The sequence below is a fragment of the Corynebacterium sp. HMSC068H04 genome (genome assembly GCF_001811255.1).
In the GTDB taxonomy this organism is placed as follows: domain Bacteria; phylum Actinomycetota; class Actinomycetes; order Mycobacteriales; family Mycobacteriaceae; genus Corynebacterium; species Corynebacterium hesseae.
In genome coordinates this window covers 1-21,992 of record NZ_KV803969.1, presented here as the reverse complement: position 1 = coordinate 21,992, position 21,992 = coordinate 1, and the positions used below count along the sequence as shown (strand labels likewise).

Annotated in this window: 16 protein-coding genes and 1 tRNA gene; 7 read left to right on the top strand and 10 right to left on the bottom strand. The window is 61.1% G+C overall.

Going from position 1 to position 21,992, the window contains the following annotated elements; all coding sequences use genetic code 11:
* Positions 1-32: 32 nt before the first annotated feature.
* Positions 33-1,943 (bottom strand): translational GTPase TypA, encoded by a 1,911-nt coding sequence (gene typA / locus HMPREF2792_RS01650; protein WP_070524897.1) that lies wholly within the window; start codon positions 1,941-1,943, stop codon positions 33-35.
* A gap of 272 nt (positions 1,944-2,215) precedes the next feature.
* On the opposite strand from typA, the gene HMPREF2792_RS01645 reads away from it, so the two are divergent.
* From HMPREF2792_RS01645 to HMPREF2792_RS01635, 3 genes are read left to right on the top strand one after another with little or no spacing between them, the layout of a single operon-like run.
* The gene (locus HMPREF2792_RS01645; RefSeq protein ID WP_070530371.1) at positions 2,216-2,935 is read left to right on the top strand and encodes an Rv1157c family protein; all 720 of its coding nucleotides are present in this window, start codon (positions 2,216-2,218) and stop codon (positions 2,933-2,935) included.
* Positions 2,935-3,471, top strand: coding sequence for a ribonuclease FAU-1 family protein (locus tag HMPREF2792_RS01640; RefSeq protein ID WP_070530369.1), 537 nt, complete (start codon positions 2,935-2,937; stop codon positions 3,469-3,471). Before HMPREF2792_RS01645 ends, HMPREF2792_RS01640 begins: the two co-directional genes overlap by 1 nt.
* Positions 3,472-3,513: 42 nt before the next feature.
* Entirely contained in the window at positions 3,514-4,434 is a 921-nt protein-coding gene (locus tag HMPREF2792_RS01635) for a DUF808 domain-containing protein (RefSeq protein ID WP_070530367.1), read from the top strand.
* Here the strand turns inward: HMPREF2792_RS01635 and zupT are convergent.
* Together zupT and HMPREF2792_RS01625 are read right to left on the bottom strand one after the other, a co-directional pair.
* Positions 4,427-5,224, bottom strand: coding sequence for a zinc transporter ZupT (gene zupT / locus HMPREF2792_RS01630; protein ID WP_070530364.1), 798 nt, complete (start codon positions 5,222-5,224; stop codon positions 4,427-4,429). The genes HMPREF2792_RS01635 and zupT overlap by 8 nt on opposite strands.
* A gap of 9 nt (positions 5,225-5,233) precedes the next feature.
* On the bottom strand, positions 5,234-7,171 hold the full coding sequence (locus HMPREF2792_RS01625) for a BCCT family transporter (RefSeq protein ID WP_070530362.1): 1,938 nt from the start codon (positions 7,169-7,171) through the stop codon (positions 5,234-5,236).
* Between the two features lie 154 nt (positions 7,172-7,325).
* Between HMPREF2792_RS01625 and HMPREF2792_RS01620 the strand changes: the two genes are divergently transcribed.
* The gene (locus HMPREF2792_RS01620) at positions 7,326-8,150 is read left to right on the top strand and encodes a hypothetical protein (protein ID WP_070530361.1); all 825 of its coding nucleotides are present in this window, start codon (positions 7,326-7,328) and stop codon (positions 8,148-8,150) included.
* Positions 8,151-8,221: 71 nt separating this feature from the next.
* On the opposite strand, the gene selB is transcribed toward HMPREF2792_RS01620, so the two are convergent.
* From selB to HMPREF2792_RS01605, 3 genes are all read right to left on the bottom strand, one after another.
* A complete protein-coding gene (gene selB, locus HMPREF2792_RS01615; RefSeq protein ID WP_070530360.1) occupies positions 8,222-10,012 on the bottom strand; it encodes a selenocysteine-specific translation elongation factor in 1,791 nt (596 codons plus the stop codon).
* A complete protein-coding gene (gene selA, locus HMPREF2792_RS01610) occupies positions 10,013-11,296 on the bottom strand; it encodes an L-seryl-tRNA(Sec) selenium transferase (protein ID WP_198530279.1) in 1,284 nt (427 codons plus the stop codon).
* A 24-nt stretch (positions 11,297-11,320) separates the two neighbouring features.
* Positions 11,321-11,415 (bottom strand) — tRNA-Sec (locus tag HMPREF2792_RS01605).
* A 35-nt stretch (positions 11,416-11,450) separates the two neighbouring features.
* Here HMPREF2792_RS01605 and selD point away from each other — a divergent pair.
* On the top strand, positions 11,451-12,428 hold the full coding sequence (gene selD, locus HMPREF2792_RS01600; RefSeq protein ID WP_070530357.1) for a selenide, water dikinase SelD: 978 nt from the start codon (positions 11,451-11,453) through the stop codon (positions 12,426-12,428).
* On the opposite strand, the gene nrfD is transcribed toward selD, so the two are convergent.
* From nrfD to HMPREF2792_RS01575, 4 genes are all read right to left on the bottom strand, one after another.
* Positions 12,418-13,512, bottom strand: coding sequence for an NrfD/PsrC family molybdoenzyme membrane anchor subunit (gene nrfD / locus HMPREF2792_RS01595; RefSeq protein ID WP_070524875.1), 1,095 nt, complete (start codon positions 13,510-13,512; stop codon positions 12,418-12,420). The two genes, selD and nrfD, sit on opposite strands and share 11 nt — an antisense overlap.
* Positions 13,509-14,552, bottom strand: a complete 1,044-nt coding sequence (locus tag HMPREF2792_RS01590; RefSeq protein ID WP_070524873.1) for a 4Fe-4S dicluster domain-containing protein — start codon at positions 14,550-14,552, stop codon at positions 13,509-13,511. The genes nrfD and HMPREF2792_RS01590 overlap by 4 nt, the downstream gene beginning before the upstream one ends.
* Before the next feature lie 9 nt (positions 14,553-14,561).
* On the bottom strand, positions 14,562-17,834 hold the full coding sequence (gene fdnG, locus HMPREF2792_RS01585) for a formate dehydrogenase-N subunit alpha (RefSeq protein ID WP_232748427.1): 3,273 nt from the start codon (positions 17,832-17,834) through the stop codon (positions 14,562-14,564).
* 103 nt (positions 17,835-17,937) lie between these two features.
* Positions 17,938-18,804 (bottom strand): PRC and DUF2382 domain-containing protein, encoded by an 867-nt coding sequence (locus tag HMPREF2792_RS01575; protein ID WP_070530355.1) that lies wholly within the window; start codon positions 18,802-18,804, stop codon positions 17,938-17,940.
* A gap of 480 nt (positions 18,805-19,284) precedes the next feature.
* Here HMPREF2792_RS01575 and HMPREF2792_RS01570 point away from each other — a divergent pair, with 480 nt between their 5' ends.
* A complete protein-coding gene (locus HMPREF2792_RS01570) occupies positions 19,285-20,355 on the top strand; it encodes a lipoate--protein ligase family protein (protein WP_070530347.1) in 1,071 nt (356 codons plus the stop codon).
* A 117-nt stretch (positions 20,356-20,472) separates the two neighbouring features.
* Positions 20,473-21,843, top strand: coding sequence for a dicarboxylate/amino acid:cation symporter (locus HMPREF2792_RS01565; protein ID WP_070530344.1), 1,371 nt, complete (start codon positions 20,473-20,475; stop codon positions 21,841-21,843).
* Positions 21,844-21,992 lie beyond the last annotated feature (149 nt).

Sequence of the window (21,992 nt, the reverse complement as noted above, 5' to 3'; positions counted from 1 at the left end):
GTGGGGCGCCGCTTGGCGACGCCCACAGCGGCCTACTTGTTGAGCTGCTTAGCGCGTGCGGCCGCGCGCTTGCGGTCGGTGGCAGACAGTTCAACCTTGCGCACGCGCAGGACCTTCGGGCCCACCTCGACGCACTCATCGGTGCCACAGAACTCCAGTGCCTCGTCGAGGGACAGGGTCTTGGCCTTAGCCAGCGTGACAGTGGCGTCGGCGGTGGCGGAGCGCATGTTGGTCAGCTTCTTTTCCTTGGTGATGTTGATGTCCATATCCTCATCACGGTTGTTGGCGCCGACGACCATGCCCTCATAGGCCTCCATGCCCGGCTCCACGAAGAAGTCACCGCGGTCCGCCAGCTGCTGCAGAGCATAAGCGGTGATCTGGCCGGAACGGTCGGCCACGAGCGAGCCGGTCGGGCGAGCCTTGATGTCTCCGGCCCACACGTCGAGACCATCGGAGATGGAGTTAGCGATACCGGAACCGCGGGTCTCCGTCAGGAACTGGGTGCGGAAGCCGATCAGGCCGCGCGCTGGGACGCGGAAGACCATGCGGACCCAGTCGCCCTCGCGGACGTCCATGGACTGCATCTGGCCCTTGCGGGAGGCCAGCAGCTGGGTGATAGCACCCTGGAATTCCGATGGGGAGTCGATGGTGAGCATCTCGTAGGGCTCCATGGTCTTGCCGTCGATGACCTGGGTGACCACCTGCGGCTTGCCGACGGTCAGCTCGAAGCCCTCGCGGCGCATGTTCTCGATGAGCACGGACAGTGCCATCTCGCCGCGGCCCTGTACCTCCCATGCATCGGGACGCTCAGTCGGCAGCACCTTGATGGAGACGTTACCGATGAGCTCCTGGTCCAAGCGGGCCTTGACCATGCGGGCGGTCAGCTTGTCGCCGCCGCCCTGGCCTGCCATCGGGGAGGTGTTCACGCCGATGGTCATGGAGATGGCCGGCTCGTCGACCTTAATGCGCGGCAGCGGCTTCGGATCCTCGACGTCGGCGATGGTGTCACCGATCATGATGTCGGAGATACCGGAGATGGCCACGATGTCGCCGGCGATGGCCTCGGTGTCCGGCTGACGCTCGAAGCCGACGGTGCGCAGCAGCTCGGCCACCTTGACCTGCTTGACGTGCATCTCGCCCTCGTCGTCGTAGTGCATCCAGGCCACCTGCTGGCCCTTCTTGATGGTGCCGGAGTAGATGCGCAGCAGTGCGATACGACCCAGGAAGTCGTCGGAGTCCAGGTTGGTCACGTGGGCCTGCAGCGGGGCGTCGACCTTGGCGGAGGGCTCAGGGAGGACTTCGTAGATGACGTCGAAAAGCGCCTGCAGGTCGTCGGCGTTAGGAACATTGCCGTCACCCGGGTTTTCGGTCGAGGCCTTGCCCTCGCGGCCGGAAGCGTAGAGAACCGGCAGGTCCAAGAGTTCCTCGGCGGCAGCGGCTGCTTCCTCATCTTCGAGGCCGGCAGCGATTTCCAGCAGAAGATCCTGCGCTTCGGTGACGACCTCGTCGATACGGGCGTCGGGGCGGTCGGTCTTATTCACGCAGATGATGACCGGCAGCTTCGCTTCCAGTGCCTTGGTGAGCACGAAGCGGGTCTGCGGGAGGGGGCCTTCGGAGGCATCGACAAGCAGCACAACGCCGTCCACCATGGAGATGCCGCGCTCGACCTCGCCGCCGAAGTCGGCGTGGCCCGGGGTGTCGATGACGTTGATGATGAGGTCCCCGCCGTCCTTGCCCAGGCCCTTGCGGTGAATGGCGGTATTCTTCGCCAGAATGGTGATGCCGCGCTCGCGCTCCTGATCATTGGAGTCCATGACGCGGTCCGAGTGTTCGCCATGGTCGCCGAAAGCGCCGGACTGCTCCAGCATTCCGTTGACGAGGGTGGTTTTACCGTGGTCAACGTGTGCGACGATGGCTACGTTACGGAACTCAGTATTACTCACGTGTGGGGTGCTCCTTTAAAGCATGATGCGTTAGCGGTATGAACGGCCCTTAAATATACTCTCTAGCTCTTTCATGTGCAGCATCGTGCGTATCGCGCGCTTTAGCGCGCGATGTAACGAAACGATATCAACAGCCGACATACCGCACAGTAGGTCTCTATTTAGAGTTGACTACGCCAAAAAAGTGAATATTGTGGCAGCAGATACTATTGTGACGCATGTGATTTGGTTTCCTGCCGCCACGTTCCCCTACCCAAACACAAGGATTTTCCATGGCCCTTTCCGAACAGCGCTCTTCCCGCTCCGCCCGCCGTGGCGTCGCCGGACTAACTGCTGCCGTGATGATGGGCTTCCTCAGCATCACGCCAGCACATGCCGGCGCCCCCGATCTCTCCTCGCTGGTGAACATTCCACAGAGCAGTAACCCGCTGGACAGCCTCGGCCGCCCCACCCCGGAGACGCAGGAGCGTGTTCGCGCTTTCGCGGCACAGCCATGGATCCCACAGGAGGCCCGCAGCGCCATCCTCACCGCCCTTAACTTCTCCGCCGGTGACGGCGGCGAAGGCGGTGTGGCCATGCCGAAGGGAAACAACCCCGGCTTCCGCCAGTTCTACTGGCCTACGGTCTCCGCGCAGTGCATCGGCGGGCAGGGCGATTCGGTGGGCTCCGCCATCGCCGTGCCTGGCCCGACCGATATGCCGGCCCCAGGCGCAGGCGAAGGAGAAACCGTCTTCCTCTTCACCGCGCTGGGCACCCCCACCGCCGCTGAGCAGCAGGGTGCCATGAGCGTCCAGTGGTTCAACCTGGATACCTTCCAGTTCGGCACCACTCCCCTGTTCAACAACGGCATCAACGCCGATGGGCCGACCACGGTCTCGGGCCGCGCAGCAACGGGCAAGGGCACCGTCGTGGCGGTCCTCTCTGGCGCGGTCAACACTGCTGAATCCTCGTGTTCTTTCCCACCTACCGCGGCTTACCTCGAGGTGAACTAATGAGCACTGACCTGCACCCAGTCAAGCAAGAAACCTTTAACACCACCGACAACATCAATGTCGACCCGAAAGGTTTTCAGCGGGAGGTAGACACCTACCGGGTCACCGACTTTGGCCTTTACATGGCCCGCGGCGCCAACCACCCGCGCTTCGGCTACCTTGAATCCTGGTTGCTGCCGGAGCTGGGCCTGCGCGCCAATATCTTCCACTTCCGCGAGGGCGTGGATGTCCACCAAGATTTCTACATTGACGTCGCTGATATCGACGTCGACGGTGATGTGTGGACTACCCGCGATCTTTATGTCGACTTGGTCTCCACCTCCGGCGAGCCGGTTGATGTGCTCGACATCGACGAGCTAGCCGCCGCCACCTCCAACGGCCTCATCAGCGCCGAGGAGGCCGAGCGCGCCATGGAGCGCACGCTTACCGCCGTCGAGGGCATCACGCGCTACGGCGATGACGCCATGAGCTGGCTGCGCACGCTGGGCATGGAACTTACCTGGGCAGAAAATGTGGAGCTCGTTCCTGCCGAGTAACCTAGGGTAAACACTTACCCCTACACCACAAGGAAGTGAGCCATGGCCGGTGGCCTTTTTGCCCTGCTTGATGACGTCGCCCTGATCGCCCGCTCCGCTGCCTCCAGCGTCGACGACGTAGCAGCATTGGCCGGAAAGACCTCGGTGAAAGCAGCGGGAGTCGTCGTCGATGACGCCGCTGTCACGCCCCAATACGTCCAAGGCGTCAAACCGCAGCGTGAGCTACCGATGATTTGGCGGATTACCAAGGGCTCGCTCATCAACAAGCTCGTCATCATCCTGCCTATTGCCCTGATCCTGTCCTGGATCGCTCCTTGGGCGCTCACCCCGATCCTCATGTGCGGCGGTACCTACCTGTGCTTCGAGGGCACAGAGAAGATTTTCCACGCTGTCCTCCACCGCGGCGAGGAGGAACAGCAGACAGTGGAAGAAAAGGGCCCCGATGCCGAGGACTCCCTGGTCAAGGCCGCTATCACCACGGACCTCATCCTCTCCGCTGAGATCATGGTGATCTCCCTCAACGAGGTCATCGACCAACCATTCTGGCTGCGCCTGGGCGCCTTGGTCACCGTTGGTGTCCTCCTCACCTTGGGCGTCTACGGCGCCGTTGGACTGCTAGTCAAAATGGATGACATCGGCGTGGCCCTGCTCAAGCGGCACGACGGAGATTCGGCCGTGGGTACCGCCCTGGTAAAGGGCATGCCCATCGTTCTCAAGATCATCGGCATCATCGGCACCGCCGCCATGCTGTGGGTCGGCGGCCACATCGTAGTCAAGGGCCTGAGCGAATTCGGCGCCGAGCAGCCCTATGGCTTCATCCACCACGTGACCGAGAGCATCAGCAACGGCGCACTCGCCTGGTTGGCGGACACCGGCTTGTCCATGTTGTGCGGTTTTATTCTGGGCGCCGTCATCGTCACCATCATCATGGCGGTCAAGGCCACTGCGGAGCGCGTTAAATAAACATCGCGAGCGAGACCGCCATGACCGCCATACCGGCGATGAGACCGTAGATGGCGCAGTGGTGTTCGCCGGTCTCCTCCGCCGTGGGCAAAAGCTCATCGAGGGAGATGAACACCATGATGCCGGCGATGACGGCGAAGCTGATGCCGAAAGTCATCGGCCCGATAAACGGCATCAGCAGCGCGAAGCCAATGAGCGCGCCGAGGGGCTCAGCCAGCCCCGACAGAGTGGCCCACCAGAAGGCTTTCTTGCGGGAGCCCGTTGCACTTCGCAGGGGCACCGCCACCGCAATGCCCTCGGGGATGTTGTGGATGGCGATGGCCACGGCAACGGGGATCGCAATCTCGGGAGCTTCGAGGCCCGAAAGAAATGTGGCAAATCCCTCGGGGAAGTTGTGGATGGCCAGCGCGAAGGCGGTGAACATGCCGGTCTTCATCAGCCTCTTGCGGCGTGCTTCTTCCTCTGTAGTGGCCGGCTCGTGCGGGTTAATCTCCTCGGGAACGAGGCGGTCGATAATGGCGATGACCGCAATGCCGGCGAAGAACGCCGCCATCATCGTCCACGTGGCAGTGGCCTCTCCCCCAAGGGTGCTTTCCAGCTTCTCTAGGGCCTGCGGCAGGATCTCCATAAAGGAGACGTAAAGCATCACGCCCGCAGACAACCCCAGGGCGGCGGCCATAAACTTCGGCCCGGGCTCACGCTTGCCGACGGCCAGGGCGGCACCGATGGACGTCGACAAGCCAGACAACAGCACGAGGCCGAATGCGAAGGCGACGGTGGCTAGATCCATAGTGGGAAACTATAGCTTGTCGGTGCTGTCCTCTGGCGGTAGCGCAAGTGACTCGCCGTCCTTGACTGTCGGGTCGTCGTCAGTGTATTCGCCGGTCTCATAGTCATAGCCCACGGCGTGTCCGTCTTCATCCGTGCGCGCATACCATTCGGTGACTTCAACCGCGGTGGAATCAAAGTCTGCGCCAGTGGCATAGGCGGAATCATCCGTTGTGGGCTCAATGGCCAACGCAAAGTTATCGCCGTGGTCTCGCACGCCGTGGATGATGGCATTGGACACTGCTTGTTCTTCATAGAACGTACGGATCGCGGCGGGGTCGTGACGCAACTCCCGAATCAACGCGATACACATGAGCACAATGATGACCGCGAAAGGCAATGCAGTCACGGTAATGAGGTTCTGGAGGCCCTGGAGCGCATTACGGCCGCCCGCGAGAAGAATCACTACGGCGATTCCCGCCATACACATGACCCAGAAGATAGTGACCCCGGGCTTCGGTTTAGGGTTGCCGCGTTGCGTGAGCTGTGAGTTCACGATGGACGCGGAATCCGCCGTGGTGATGAAGAAGACGATGAGCATGACGAGCACGAGCGGCGCCATGATCTGCGATCCCGGTAGGTGGTCCAGAACGGTGAAGAAGATGTCTTCTGCAGGCGGCATGGAATCAATCGTTCCATCGGGAGCAATATCTCCGTCGCGACGCTGCAGCCAAATTGTCGTTCCGCCCAGGATGGTAAAAGCACACACGATGATGGCGGAAGGAATGAGCAAGACGCCCAAGATGTACTGGCGGATGGTACGTCCGCGCGAGATCTTGGCCACGAACACACCAACGAAGGGCGCCCAGGACACCCACCAGGCCCAGTAGAACGTGGTCCAGGAGGACAGGAATTCAACCATCTCCTCGCCTTGCCCCATGTTGGCGGAGAGCATGCTCGGCATCTCATCGAGGTACTCAATGATGACGGCGGGCAGCATGTTGGCCAGGAAGGCGGTGGGCCCCACGACAAAGAAGAAGACCGCGAGCCCGAGCGCCAAGACAAGGTTGATGTTGGACAGCCAGCGGATTCCCTTCGATACACCCGAGACCGCGGAGAAGATCGTGCCAATGGACAGCACTATGATGATGACCAGCGCCGCTGTGTTACCCGTCGTAGACCAGCCGCTGACGATTTCCACGCCGCGGCCGATCTGCAAGGCTCCAATACCAAGTGTTGCCGCGGTGCCGAAGAGCGTGGCGATGATCGCTAGCCCGTCGATGATGCGCGCGGGTATGGAGTCCGTCTCACGGTTGCCAAAAAGCGGCATAAGGATCGAGCTCATCAACGGCACCCGCCCGCGGCGGTAGGACACGTAGGCCACACACAGTCCGACGATGGCATAGATTGCCCACGCATTGATTCCCCAGTGCATCGCTGCTTGAGCCATCGCACCCATGACGGCTTCATCGCTGGCGGCCTCATAAGCGCCGGGCCGGGGTGACAGGTAGTAGCTCAGCGGCTCAAAGGGGCCGAAGAAGATAATTCCGATGCCGATGCCGGCTCCAAAGAGCATCGCTGCCCAGCTCACAGTAGAGAACTCCGGCTTCTCTCCATCCACGCCCAAGGGAATTTTTCCGTATTTGGAAAAAGCGAGGATGAGGAGCAAGAACATAAGGAATGTTGCCAGCGTGGTAAAGATCCATCCCAGGTTGCGCATGACCCAATCCAAGGCCGCGGAGGAGGCAGTGAAAACCTGCTCGGGCGCGATGACACCCCAGGCAACGAATGCCACAATGAGTCCGCCCACGACGATCAAAATGGGTTTGTCCACCCCATACTTCACCTTTTGGTCTTCGATGGACACGCCCGGAACCAAGGCCGGATGGATGTTGTGCGGATAGATAATATCTTTAAGAATCCGCTTAGCCTCGCGCGTACGCTTCTTGCTCTGATCGGTATTGTTCACCGAACTACGAGAATCAGCCGTGATGGGTCTTCACTCCTTATTCGATATGTTGTTGTTTAAGTCTTCTATCGACCGTATCGGAGATCCGGCTCCTGCGTAAGCTTGAGACAAGTCCGTCGATTCCCATCTGACCCACGAGGTGACTGCCGCAACTATGGCGCTGTATCCGCTAGCTCCTTCTTATTTTGGTGTCGAGCACGTCGCGGTTCTTGAGCACGTGAACTTCTCCACCGCGTTGAGCATCCCTGGGTTGGCGCAGGAGCCTGCGCTCGTCGACGTTTCCTTGCTCCCCGACCCCACCACCGGGGGCTGGCGCGTACATTCAGATTTCGGATTCTTGGGTTCACTCGATGGTGCGGAGTCCGCAGAGTATCCCGCCCTAAATCGACTGCGCACGGCGGCGATGAACCCGGCGACGCATGCCACCGTCGACATTGTCGACGGCGAGGTGGAGATCGCCCTCGCTTTGGGGCTCGACCCGTGGATGGTTCCCGCCAACAACCAGCCTGCGGGTACCGCGCTGCTCAGTGGCGGGCAGGGCGCTCTTGTTCGCGTCGCGGAAGGCGAGCTCACCGCATATCAGCTCCGCACGATGGGTACGGAACAGTTCTTCGTGACGCTCGTGCTTCTCGACGACACCGTCCTCGCCACCCACGACAACCTCGTCCTCGGACCGTGCGCGGAGCTCTCCGATGCCCCAGCGTTGGCCGCCGCGTTCGCGGCCGCCACACAAACCAGTGCCTCCCTTGCCGCCCGTGCTTATGCTGGCGCGGGCCGCATCGCAGTGGACTTTCCAATAGACCCCGAAGCGCTCTTCGCCCCCGCAGTCCCGCCGTTGCCGATCGACCCGAACAAGCCTGCCATCCCGCCAGTGCTCAACCCCAATGCCGATTGGGAGTTCACTGCCCCGGCCGATCCCCTTACCTCACCGCTGCCGGCCGGTCCACGCGCCTTCACGTCCCCCAAAGACACCTTTTAACTGGCACCTTATGCGCTTAACCTAATACACTGAACTGGGGTTTCCCCGAAAACCGGCCCCAAATGGTGCCTTTACTTTGGTTCCTTTGCCCCTGCCGCGCGCACGAATCGCTTTCCGTCGACTAGGCGCGTCGCACCCGTAGCGTCGAGGTGCTCCAGCACCGGGATGGCAACCCGGCGCGTCGTTCCAAGTGCCTTGCGCGCCTCCGAGAGGGTGAAGGGCTGTTCCAACTGTGAGACCACGGCGAGTGCCTCGCGCGGAGCTGAAGGCAGAAGCACCACACCGTTAGCCAGCCGGAGCAGGCGCCCAGCGCGTTCGGCAGCGGCCAGCTCTTTCGGGCCCAAGCCCAGCTCTTTGAGGTCTTCCGCTTCCGGGGCAGCAAAGGGGTCCTCGCGCAGTCGCCGCTCGAGCTCCGCCACTCCCCTCTCCGCGGGGCCAAGGTCGACTGTCTGCCCGGGCATGCGCAGCACGCCATCAACTGTCTCGAGCTTGGCAGCTGCTACCGCTAGGCCTAACAAGGCCGGCTCGGTCAGTCCCAGTGCATCCATGGCCGCTGCCTTCGTCAGCCCCGGAGAGAGCGGATTCGCCTTGGCGTGGGCTTCCACAGTCTGAATCAAAGACCTTTTCCACGCAGTGACCTGGCTGGCGGCGATCCACCAGTCGCGGAACTCAATGACTCCCGCTGGCTTCTCTGTCACCGAAAAGCCATCGCGCACAAGACCATGCAGCTCCGCGTAGCCACAGCGCTTGAGCCATTGGGCCGGGTTCGTTGCTTCTAAAGTTTCTAGCTCAACAGCGCGCTTCTTGGCATCGCCGCGCCTATTCAATTCAGCTGGGTGTACATCCACCACCTCAAAACCGGCCACGACGTGCCGCCCGCCCGGACTGCGCACCACAAACCTATCGAGCAAAGTAAGCGGTAGCGGGCTTTCCAGAGTCAACCGCGCGAACTCACCTCCTAAAGGCCGCAGCCGCGCTCCCACTCCCGCGGTGCCGATGTGCACCACGAGGTTCTGTGGAAGCTCGCTCATGTTAGTACAGAACGTTCGCCGCACATCCACGGTGTCGAGCACACGCCAGCACCCAGGGCTAAGCAAAGCATCTCCGCGATGAACCTGGTCCGCGGCCACCCCGCGCAGGTTGAGCGCTACGCGCGTGACGGGTGCAGCGCTGTCCACTGCCCTGTTCTCACTGTGCACCCCACGCACCGTGGCGCGTTGCCCACTGAGCTCAAGGTCATCGCCAACCGAAACCGTCCCGGCCGCCAACGTTCCCGTCACCACGGTTCCAGCGCCCTTCACGCTGAAGGCGCGATCCACCCACAATCGCACGCGCGCCTGCGGATCCGGCGCGGGCATAGCAGCAAGCACGCTATCCAATTCGGCACGCAGCTTCTCCACGCCTTCGCCGGTCTTTGCGGAAACGTAGACAATGGGGGCGTCGGCAAGCGCTGTTCCAGCCAGTTCTGCCTTGACCTGTACGGCGACCTCTACCCGGCGGGCAGTATCAGCCCTATCAGCACGAGTCAGCGCCACCACGCCGTGCTCAATTCCCAAAGCGCGCAGAGCATCGCGGTGATCGGTGGACTGCGCCTGCCAGCCTTCATCGGCCGCCACCACAAAGAGAACCACCGATGCCGGCCCCACCCCGGCCAGCATGTTGCCCAAGAACTTCTCGTGCCCCGGCACATCGACAAATGCGACGTCCGCGCCGGAGCCCAGCCTCGTCCACACAAATCCCAAGTCAATGGTCAATCCGCGCCGCTTTTCTTCCTCCCAGCGGTCCGGTTCCATCCCCGTCAGCGCCTTGACCAGGCTCGACTTGCCGTGATCCACGTGCCCCGCAGTGGCCACTACATACACCTAGATCACCGCCCGCAATGCCGCGATGAGCTCGGCATCCTGTGCCTCCGGCACACACCGCACATCCACCAGGCAGCGCCCCTGATTCACGCGCGCCACCACAGGAGGCTGCCCCAACCGCAGTGGACGCACAAGCTCTTCTGGCAGCGCCACAGCCCAGCCCGGTAGCGGCACCTCGGGTGCCCCGCCACCGCCGACGCGTCCGGCGTGTTCGACGACCTCACCGCCAACTGCCGCTGCCACCTTCTCGGTGCGCTCGCGGTGGCGCTGCGGATCAATGTGGAGCGCGTCCTGCACGGCGTTGGAGGGCGTGGACAGAGAGGCCTCGAGCGCGTTGAGCCGTAGCTTATCGATGCGCACCGCCCGCGCCAACGGATGTTTCTTGCACGCAGTAATCGCTTCCTTTGCACCGACGAGCACCCCGGCCTGCGGGCCGCCGAGCAGCTTATCCCCTGAAAAGAGGACAACGTCGGCGCCATCGCGAAGAGCCTCGCTGGCGGAGGGTTCTGCCGGCAGCGCGTCATCTGGTCTAAGCAACCCCGAACCGATATCCACGATGAGCGGCAAGTCGGTGAGCGCACGAAGCTCAGCAACCGATACCGAAGAAGTGAACCCACTGATCAGGAAGTTGGAGGGATGCACCTTCAAGATGGCTCCCGTGTCCTCCCCCATCGCCCGCTCATAGTCCGCCAGGTGAGTGCGGTTCGTAGCGCCGACCTCGCGCAAGCGGGTGGCCGTGGACTCGATGAGCTCGGGCAAGCGGAATCCCGCGCCAATCTCGATGAGCTCACCGCGGGAGATGATGACTTCCTTGCCAGGGGCCAAGGCCGCCGTAGCCAACAATAACGCGGAGGCACCGTTGTTCACTATCAGCGCATCCTCCGCGCCGGGGCATGCAGCCAATACCGCATCAACGGCCGCGCGGCCCCTATCTCGTGAGCGCAGGCCGTTGTCCAGATCCATCTCAACGTCCGTATACGATGCCGCGGACACTAGCGCATCTACCGCTGCCGGCGGTAAAGGAGCCCTGCCCAAGTTCGTGTGGATGATGACGCCAGTGGCGTTGATGACGTGGCGCAAGGAATATGGCTGCACAGCATCGAGCCTGGTGGCCAGCTCCTCCTCAATCTGGGAGGGGGCGAGGGAGCCGGAGCGGGCGTCGGCAAGCACGGCGTCGATGATCCCGCGCACCGAGTGCGGCGCCAGGCGGTGGTGGGCATCCTGCACCGCCGGGTACTGGAGGATCTCATCCATCTTCGGGATAAAGCGGCGGGGGTCAGTCATCAAAGTTCCTCCTAGCTGCGCACATGGCGGAGACGGACAGGAATCGAACCTGCCAGACCGAGATGCTCGGCCTCACCGGTTTTGAAGACCGGGGCGCCCACCAGGACACGTACGCCTCCGTCTGCTCACCTTACACGGGGCTAAAGTAGGACTTATGACTGACATTAAACTTACGTCCTTTGCCGCCGGTGGCGGTTGTGCTTGCAAGATTCCCCCGGGGGAACTCGAGTCTGCTGTGGAGGGCCTCGTGGGCACCGCGGACCCCAACGTGCTGGTCGGGCTTGACGACGGCGACGATGCCTCCGCCGTGCGCATCCCCAACGGCCTGGCGGTCATCTCTACCGCGGATTTCTTCACGCCGATGCTCAATGACCCTTATGACTGGGGCCGCGTGGCTGCTGCCAATGCGCTTTCCGACGTCTACGCCATGGGCGGCACCCCCATCACCGCCATCAACCTGGTTGGCTGGCCACGCGAGGTGCTTGGTCTCGACATTTTGCGCGAGGTTCTGCGCGGCGGCATGGACGTGGCATCTCAGGCCGGCATCTCCATTACCGGCGGTCACTCCATCACCGCACCGGAACCCACCTATGGTTTGGCAGCCACGGGTATCGTCCACCCGGACAAAATCCTGCGCAACGACGCCGCCGAAGCAGGGCTTCCCATCACGCTGACCAAACCGATTGGCGTGGGCATCCTCAATAACAAGCACAAGGCCACCGGCGAGGTTTCCCAAGCCGCGGTGGATTCCATGACCGCGCTTAATCGGGATGCCTCTGCGGCAGCCGTGGCGGCCGGCGTGCGCGCGGCTACCGATGTCACCGGCTTTGGTCTTCTGGGGCATCTCTACAAGATGTGCCGCGCCTCCGGTATAGGCGCAGAGCTGGACTTCTCAGCTGTTCCTGCGATTGAAGGTGCCAAGGATGCCTTGGCGGATGGCTTCATCCCGGGTGGCTCGCGCCGCAATCTGGATTGGGTGCGCCCCCACCTCGACACGGATTTGAGCGAGGAAGACTTGATTTTCCTCGCCGATGCCCAAACATCCGGTGGACTCCTCGTCATCGGCGAGGTTCCCGGCTACCCAGTCATTGGCCGGACTGTGCCGGGCGATGCACGGATTTCTATCCGCTAGTCACCGTCGAATGGCTGAGGCCCTCTGCCCTGCGGCGGGCTTCAGCGCGCCGCTTTTGGGGGCCAATGCTTGTCGACGGATCCTTCACCGCCTCCAGCCCAGCGTTGAGCACGCCAAAGCGCGTGCACGCGGATCCCGCCATGAGCGCCACGCCGGATACCACCGACACCGCGCGCGACTTTGTCGCCGACGCGATTACGGTTCCCACCCCACCCGCGGCGATGAGCGCCTCAGAGGCCTTCATGAGTTTCCCGGGCGTGCCTTCGTGCAGCGGGCGAAGAGGCTCAGGCTCCATGTTCGCTTCCATGACACGGGTCGCGGCCAGATCGGCCGCTGCGGCAGTAATACCGAGCGCTCGTGCCGCGCCCGCATTCTCCACCGGGGTAAAGACCATGACAGCACCCGACGCCGCTGCCGAGGCCGAGGACACGAACACATAGGGCAGGTGCTTCTTCGCGTCATTCCACGTCGGGTTTGATGTGTTGGCCAACAGCACCGCGGTGTAACCCGCCAGCGGTCCGCCAAGCACGCCGGCGACAGCGCCTGCTGGGCCCGCGGCCTTATTGAGGAGGCGGCGAAGCGGCTCCGGCAGCACACCACCGACCAGCTCGTCCGCTTCCACGACCGCGGGCAGGGCCGCGGCGGAAGCGAAGCTGCCCAGGATCCACGAGCCGATGGACATCGGCGAGGTCACCTTGAAGACGCGGAACATGTTGAGCAGGCGCTCTGGGCGGCCGAGGTCCAGCACCAAAAAGACCGAACCTACCGACGCCGCGGAGAAAGCCGTCAACCGCGTCGAGCGTTTCAGCGGTGCGTTCCCAGTGGCCTGGGCACCGGCGGCCAACATCGCAGAACCGCCGGCCACGCCGCCGAGGAAGAAATAGCCGCCGATGGGCCACTCCCACGGCGGGGCCTTGACTACTGGCTTGCCGTAATACGAGGAGAACTCGAAGTCCTCGGCCATGCGCTCTTCTTTGGAACCATCCTGTGCGCCGGCTCCGACTCGTCCACGCCGGCGCTTCTTGCCGCCGCCACGCCTGCGCCTAGGCTCCTGCGGCGGGCGGTACTCATCAAACTCGCTCACTTGCGGCCTCCCAACATGAATGCCCCGGCCACAGCCAGCGCCATTCCTCCGATAGCTTTCGCTGCGGTCTTGTACATCTGCGGCAAATCCGCCGTGGGCACGCGCGGATCCGGCGGCAGCCCATAAACCTCAGGAGAGTCGAGCAACAAGAAGATTGATCCCGTTCCCCCAACACCATCTTGCGAGTTTGCTCCGTAGAGACGAGCCTCCGTCAGCCCTTGCTCGTGGAGGACGCGCACGCGCTCCCGCGCTGCGGCAAGCATCTCCTCGTAGGGGCCGAATTGGATGGAGTCCGTCGGGCAGGTCTTGGCGCAGGCAGGCTGCTCACCAATTTTCAGGCGGTCATAGCACATGGTGCATTTCTGGGCCACGCCCAGATTCTTAATGGGCATGGCCTGTCCCGGTGTATGGTCGGGGCCCTGCGGCTTGAGTTGCTTCAGCTTTGCCAACACGTTTACGCCCGCGTGGTCCGGAACCTGGTAGTCCACGGTGGCCGTTTTATCCGCCTTCAGCGTCACGCCGCCGTCATCGCGGCGCTCAATCACGCCGAACGGACAACCGGCCACGCATGTCCCGCAACCATTGCACACATCATCTTGGACCACGACGGTGCCGAATTCGGAACGGAACAGCGCGCCTGTCGGGCACACGTCCAAGCATCCAGCGTTGGTGCAATGCTTGCACACGTCGGAGGACATCAACCACCGGAAATCATCGGTATCCGGGGTCATGCTTGGGGCGGAAGCTTTGGGCATGCCTAGCGAAACAAGTTTCCGTCCCTCCTCGCGAGCCTGTTGAATACGCTCGTTGCTTTGCTCAATGAAGGCCACGTGGCGCCAAGTATTGGCGCCCAGCGAACCAGTGTTGTCATAAGAGTCACCGGTGACCGCGTACCCCTCAACCGGGTTTCGGTTCCACTCTTTACACGCCACCTCGCAGGCCTTGCAGCCAATGCAAATCGAGGTATCCGTAAAGAAAGCCATGCGCTGATAGGACTCATAGCCGTGCTTATCAGCCTTTTCGGTCAAAAGATTAGCCATTGGTCCTCCTTAGCTTTCTTTGCCTTCATAGTCGGCGACGTTTCCAGCAGTCGCATCATCACCCGTGTTGTCCTCGGTAGCTGCTTTCTCAGTGCTGAAGGCATCGTCAACATCCAGGATCCGGTTGCCGGAGTCCACGGTGAGGTGTGCTCGTTCTTGGTACTCGTGCAAGAGCTGAAGACGTGCCTCGCCACGCGGGCGGCGGCCCGGCTGGATATCGCACGCGCCCACCTTGGAATTCTGGATGAATACGTTTGGTTCCAGGGTCAGGCCCAACAGGTCGTTGGCGCCATCGCCGGCTACCTCGGTGGTCTCCGATTCTCCGTAGTGATACGGCAGACCGATCTGGTGGAAGTCCTCACCATTGATAGTAAGCATCTCCATGCGGTCCGTTACCAGAACCTGTGCCTCGATGACACCGCGTGGGGACACGATGGTGGCCCACTCACCGTTGACCAATCCACGCTTGGCGGCCAGCTCCTTGTCCACCTCGCAGAAGAGTCCCGGCTGCAGCTCCGCCAAATAAGGCAGGCGGCGTGACATCGCACCCGAGGTATACATCTCCGTCAGGCGATAGGTGGAGAAGACGAACGGGAAAACATCAGCACCGCGCTCCCCCGGCTCCGGGCGGGAGAGGTTGTCTTCGCGCTTAATTGTCAGACGCGTCGGCGACTGCTGCTGCTTGTACAGCGCATTGTGTACCGGTGATTCTTGCGGCTCGTAGTGAGTCGGCAGCGGGCCGTCAGACAATCCCTTCGGCGCGAACAGCCAGCCTAGGCCGTCGGCCTGCATGATAAACGGATCGTCGCCATCGAGGGCATCGGGGCCAATGGCGTCGACAGGCGCCACGTAGTCCGGGCGCTTCGTCAACGGGAAGTCGGGCACGTCATCGCCAACCCACTTTCCTTGCTCTTCATCCCACCAGATGTACTTCTTGCGCTCCGACCACGGAGTTCCATCCGGCTTTGCGGAAGCACGGTTGTACAAGATGCGGCGATTGGCCGGCCAGACCCAACCCCAGTCGAGAGCAACCTCGTTTTGCTCCGAACCCGGAACCTTCTTCGCGGCATGGTTGATGCCGTCCTTGTACACACCGGTGTAAATCCAGCAACCGCCGGAGGTGGAGCCATCGGTACGCATTTCTGTAAAGGCAGGCAAGAGCTGCCCCTTCTTCGGGCCGTCGAGATAGTAACCGTTGATCTCCCGCAAAATCTCATCCGAGCTCGGATCGCCGTGTTCATCTTCGGTGTAATCCCAAGTTACGGACTTGATTGGCAGGTCGCGCGGATCAGTCGAATCCGCGAGGCGCTCCCTAATCTTCTTGCCCAGCTGGTAGAAGAACCACGCCTCGCTGCGCGCTTGCCCGGGTGGCGGAACCGCTTGGAAACGCCACTGGACCATGCGCTGGGTCTGGGTAAAGGTTCCAGACTTCTCCACGTGGGTAGCTGCCGGCATGAGGAAGACCTCAGTAGCAATGTCCTCAGTCTTCAGCTCGCCGTTCTTAATCTCCGGCGAATCCTTCCAGAAGCTTGCAGTCTCAATCTCTTGGAAATCGCGAACAACCAGCCACTTCAGGGAAGCGAGACCGCGGCGCTGCATACCACCGTTGGACTGCGCCACCGCCGGATTCTGACCGAAGACAAAGTAGCCCTCTACCTCATGGCGCAGCATGGCCAGCAAGGTCTCATAGGTCGAGTGTGCTCCAGAGAGGCGCGGCATGAGGTTAAAGCCCCAGTCGTTCTCCTTGGTAGCAGCATCGCCCCAGTAGGACTTCATGAGCGAGACCGCGTAGTTCTCGCCCAATTGCCAGAAGCCCTTCTGGTCCGCCGCGCGGAAAGAATCCAGGTAATCCGCCCAGGTTTCCTGGTCCACATGCGGCATGGGCAGGTAGCCCGGAAGCGAGTTGAACAGGGTCGGGATATCCGTCGAACCCTGAATCGAAGCATGCCCGCGTAGCGCCATGATGCCGGAACCGGGGCGGCCCACGTTACCCATGAGCAGCTGCAGGATTGCCGCGGTGCGGATGAACTGTGCACCCAAAGTGTGCTGGGTAAAGCCCAGCGCGTAGGCGAAGCACGTCGTGCGCTCCGGGTTGGAATTCTGCGCAATGGAATCCGCCAAGTAGTAGAAGTCCTCCGGCGAAATACCGCAGGTCTCCTCCACCATCTCCGGGGTGTAGCGCGAGTAGTGGCGCTTGAGAATCTGGAAGACCGTGTTCGGGTCCTCCAGCGTCATGTCCTTCTCCACGTTCCACGAGGAGCCCTCGGGCTTTTGGACATATTGCCACGAGTCCGTGACATATTTGCCCTTCTCTGCGTCGTATCCGGAGAACAAGCCCTCCAAATCCTCGGTGTCCTGGAAATCCGGCGAAATAATCGACGCCGCGTTCGTGTAATTCACCACATAATCGTGGAAATACAGGTCATTATCCAACACGTACTTGATAATCGCGCCGAGCAGTACCACGTCCGTGCCACCGCGAATGCCGATGTGGCGGTTCGCAAAGGCAGACGTACGCGTATAACGCGGATCAACGTGAATAATCCGCGCGCCGCGCTTCTTGGCTTCAACGACCCATTGGAAACCCACTGGGTGGCATTCCGCCATGTTAGAACCCTCGATGACGATGCAGTCCGCATTCGCCATATCCTGCAGCGGTTGGGTTGCGCCGCCGCGGCCAAACGAAGTTCCTAGACTAGGAACGGTGGCGGAGTGTCATATGCGCGCCTGGTTTTCCACCTGAATGGCGCCGGTGGCAGTAAACAGCTTCTTAATGAGGTAGTTCTCCTCATTATCCAGCGTCGCACCGCCCAGCCCAGCGATACCCATCGTGCGGTTAAGGGGACGCCCCTGCTTATCGACGTCCTCCCAGTGCCTTGCGCGCGATTCCACGAAGCGGTCCGCGATCATGTTCATCGCGGTCTCTTCATCGAGCTCCTGCCATTCGGTGGCATAGGGTGCTCGGTACTTGATCGTGGTGACGCGAGTCGAGGAGTTAATGAGCTGCTCAGAGGCCGAGCCCTTAGGACACAGACGTCCGCGGGAAATTGGGGAGTCCGGATCGCCCTCGATTTGGATGACCTTGTCATCCTTGACATAGACGCGCTGGGAACAGCCCACCGCGCAATAGGGGCACACCGATTGCACCACGCGGTCCGCGTCTACGGTGCGTCCGCGCAGATCTTCGCTCTTAGCCGACTGCGTAGACACATCGCGACCGAAGGCATCCTTGTTCCGGATCTGGCGCACGACGGGCCAGTTCAGTGGACTAAATCGAGACATGCCCTCAAATCTACTTCCTTCTACGTCTATTTGCTAGACACCCTCTACAACGACAAAAAGGGCCTGAAGCCCTGAGGCTTCAAGCCCTTATCTTTATCCCGATTTACTTGCGGACGTCATTGATACCATCGGTATCAATCTGTTCCTTGCGCAGCTCTTCGGTGTGGGTCTCGGTGTCCTGGACGGCCTCCTTGGACAGGTTGACCTTCTCAACTGGCACGGTCTTCTTCTCTACGCTGACGCGCTCCTCATGCAGGGTGACAGAAGCCTCTTCGCTGGCGTTGTCGCCGATGGTGCCGGTGAAGTTAGCTGCGTCGGCCTCGGAGATCGGGGTGCGCTCGACGCGAACCTCTTCGCGCTCGACCGGAACCTCAACGGTCTCGGTGTCAGTCACGACGTACTTGCGCAGGCGCGCCTCGCCGGTAGCAACGCGCTCCTTATTCACATCGAGACGCTCCTCGGAGCGGATGAGCTCGCCATCGTTGTTGGTGACGTTGTGGTCAGCGGTAGCACCTGCAGTCGTGTCGGTAGCAGCGGCGCGGTCGGTCTCAACACGGTCAGTGGTGACTGTCTCGTCCTTAGCGTGCGCACCTACGCCTGCACCCGCAACACCGGCGCCGGTGGCACCAGCACGCTCGTCACGGTAGGTGGTGACGTCCTGCGCGTTCTCCAAGTTGTAGTGCTTAAAGATGTCGGACTGAGCCTCCGGGGTCAGCGGCTTATCGGAGTCAAAGTCCGGAGCATCCTCAATACGGTCCTTGGAGAAGGCCAGCTTGAGGTCATCACCGTTGAAGTCGTGGCCACGGAGCGGAACCAGGCTGGAGTTCATACCGAAGAGACCGTGGTTGACCTCAACGAAGGTCGGCTGGCCAGTCTGCTCATCGACGAAGACCTCCTTGACGGAGCCAAGCTTCTCGCCGGCCTTGTCGTATGCGGTTGCATCGAAGAGATCCTTGATGTTCTTGTCCATTGTTCTTTAAACCTTTCTATAATTGGTCTACCTGTCGCCAGCAAATACGCCCAACCAATCACCACCCCCAAAGCTTAAGATTAAAGGGGTGGCGATTTGCTTTTTCGCTTGCTCCGCGCTCCACAATACGGACAAATCAACAACGCGCCACCGTTGCGCCCCGAATTGACCAGTTTCCACACCCTTATCGCAGGTCATACGACTTATAACGATTAAATAACGCAATCATCCATGCATCATAATGACCTGTTTTCTCGCCCCCCCTAATCCGAAGCGACGCAACAAAGTATCGCCACCCTACAGAGCAATCAGAAAACCTTTGTCCCCAACCTCTCGCAATAGTGTCCACTTTCCACGCAAGCCTTTACCCCCTCCACAGGAAATTCTAATAAAACACCAATAGCCCCAACACCGCCAGAACTCCATTAAAGGTCTATATCCTCACGTGCGCTTTTATCCCCCCTAGGTACCCTGAACATCATGAGCACGAATAAACACTTTGAACTCAAGGTCCCCGGCGGCAAGTTGCTCGTCGTTGACCTCGATTTAGACACCAACAACACCGTCACTGCCGCGAAGGTTTCCGGTGACTTCTTCCTCGAGCCTGAGGAAGCCTACGAGGCACTAGCCCCAGCACTGATCGGCATCACTACCGCCACCTCGACAGAGGAAATTCAATCCTGCCTCGATGCCGCCCTTGCACGAATCGATTCACCCGTAGCTCTCCACGGCTTTGACACCCACCACCTTGCCGTCACCGTTAAGCGCGCGCTGTCTGGTGGCACCGATTTCACCGACCACAACTGGGAGATCCTGCGCCCAGGTGTTCTCCCCACGCCCGTAAATGTCGCACTTGACGAGGTTCTCCTCAACGAAGTTGCTGAAGGAAAGCGCGGGCCCACGCTCCGATTTTGGGAATGGGAAGATCGTGCCGTCGTATTCGGTTCCTACCAGTCCTATGCCAATGAGCTGGATCAGGAGGGCGTCGACAAGCACGGCATTGTTCCGGTGCGCCGAATCTCCGGCGGTGGCGCGATGTTCATGGAGGGTGGCAATTGCGTGACCTATTCCCTGTACGCCCCGGAGTCGCTCGTGGCCGGCTATTCCTACGAGGCCAGCTACGAATACCTGGACCAGTGGGTGCTCGCGGCGCTGAACAAGCTTGGCGTCAATGCATGGTACGTGCCGATTAATGACATCACCTCGGACGGCGGCAAGATTGGCGGCGCCGCCCAGAAGCGCCGTAAGGGCGCGGTACTGCATCACACCACGATGAGCTATGACATCGATGCGGACAAGATGATGGAGGTCTTGCGCATCGGCAAGGTCAAGGTCTCGTCCAAGGGTCTTGCCAGCGCAAAGAAGCGCGTCGACCCGCTCCGCCGCCAGACTGGCGTGCCCCGCGAGGAGATCATCGAGACCATGGCGCGCGAGTTCGCCACCCGCTATGGCGCCATCGACGCCGAGCTTTCCGACGACTCCCTCGCCGCCGCCCGCCACCTCGTCGACACCAAATTCCTCAACGATGAATGGACCAAGCGTATCCCATAATTTGCGGGGGAATTTCTGGGCAGCGTACGGTGTTATAAGTTCAAGTGAACCGATCGGTACGAGAGTACCGAACTAAATGGTCCATTTCTATACAACACTGTCTAGAAGGAAAATCTCGTGTCAGACACTTCCTCTCGTGCATCCTCGCGCACGCTGCCCTCTTGGGCCACCGGCTTTGGCGCCCAAGTTATCGCCGGTCTCATCATCGGCCTCATTCTCGGTTTTATCGCTTCCGGCATGGAGTCTGAGTGGCTCTCCGATACCCTGTCCGGCGTCGGCGGCGCGTACGTCCAATTGCTCAAGGTGATGGTCCCGCCGCTCATCTTCGCGGCCGTCGTTACCTCGGTTGCCAACCTGCGCAAGGTGGCTAATGCAGCCTCGCTGGCGATCTCCACTCTGGTCTGGTTTGCCATTACGGCGTTCTTCTCCGTGCTTGCCGGCATTCTGGTCGCCCTAGTAATGAAGCCGGGAGTAGGCACAACTGTCGATGCTTCCACCGCCGCCGACCCATCCCACATCGGCTCCTGGACCGCTTTCCTCCAGCAACTTGTCCCCGCCAACTTCTTCGGGCTCACCGCTTCGCTGAGCGACGGTGAAATCTCCCTCGGCTTCGGTGCCCTTCAGCTCCTTGTCATTTCCCTCGTGCTGGGAATCGCCGCCGTCAAGGCTGGCAAAGCCGCCGATCCCTTCCTGCGCTTCACCGAATCCTTCCTCAAGGTCATCCAGGTGGTCCTCTGGTGGATCATCCGCCTTGCCCCGATTGGCACCGCCGCTCTTATCGGCAAAGCCGTGGCCACCTATGGTTGGGATGCGCTTAGCTCCTTGGGCAAGTTCGTCCTCGCTATGTATGTGGGCCTTGCACTCGTAATTTTCGTGGTCTACCCCGCCGTGCTCGCATTCAACCGGATCCCGGTAGTTGGCTTCTACAAGCGAGTCTGGCCCGTCTTCTCCCTTGGCTTCGTCACCCGCTCCTCCATGGGCGTCATGCCAGTTACCCAGCGCTTTACGGAAAAGGCCATGGGCGTGCCCCGAGAATACGCCTCCTTCGCCATCCCGCTGGGCGCTACCACCAAGATGGACGGCTGCGCCTCCGTCTACCCGGCCATCGCCGCCATCTTCATTGCACAGTTCTACGGCGTTGATCTCTCCTTCACCCAGTACCTGCTCATCATCTTCGTTTCCGTCATTGGTTCCGCAGCAACCGCCGGCACGACCGGCGCTACCGTCATGCTGACGCTGACGCTCTCCACGTTGGGTCTTCCGCTCGCCGGCGTGGGCCTCTTGCTGGCCATCGAACCCATCATTGATATGGGACGCACCGCCGTCAACGTCACCGGCCAATCACTGTGTGCCACCATCGTGGCCAAGCGCGCCGGCATTCAAGACGAAGCCGTCTGGGATGCTGCTGGTAACGGAGTCTCACACATTATGAACGAGGACCAAGACGCAGACGAGCACGAGACACAGCCGGTCAACACGACTGCATAACTCTTCCTGCCCCCAAGCCTTCCTAACACGCAAGAGCCGTGTAGGAAGGCTTCGGTATTTCTGCCCCAAGCGACGGGCTTTACCCGTCGTTCTTTTCGACGGTGGGTGTGTTCTTGGCTTCTTGTCCTTTCGGTTGTTTGGAGTGTGGT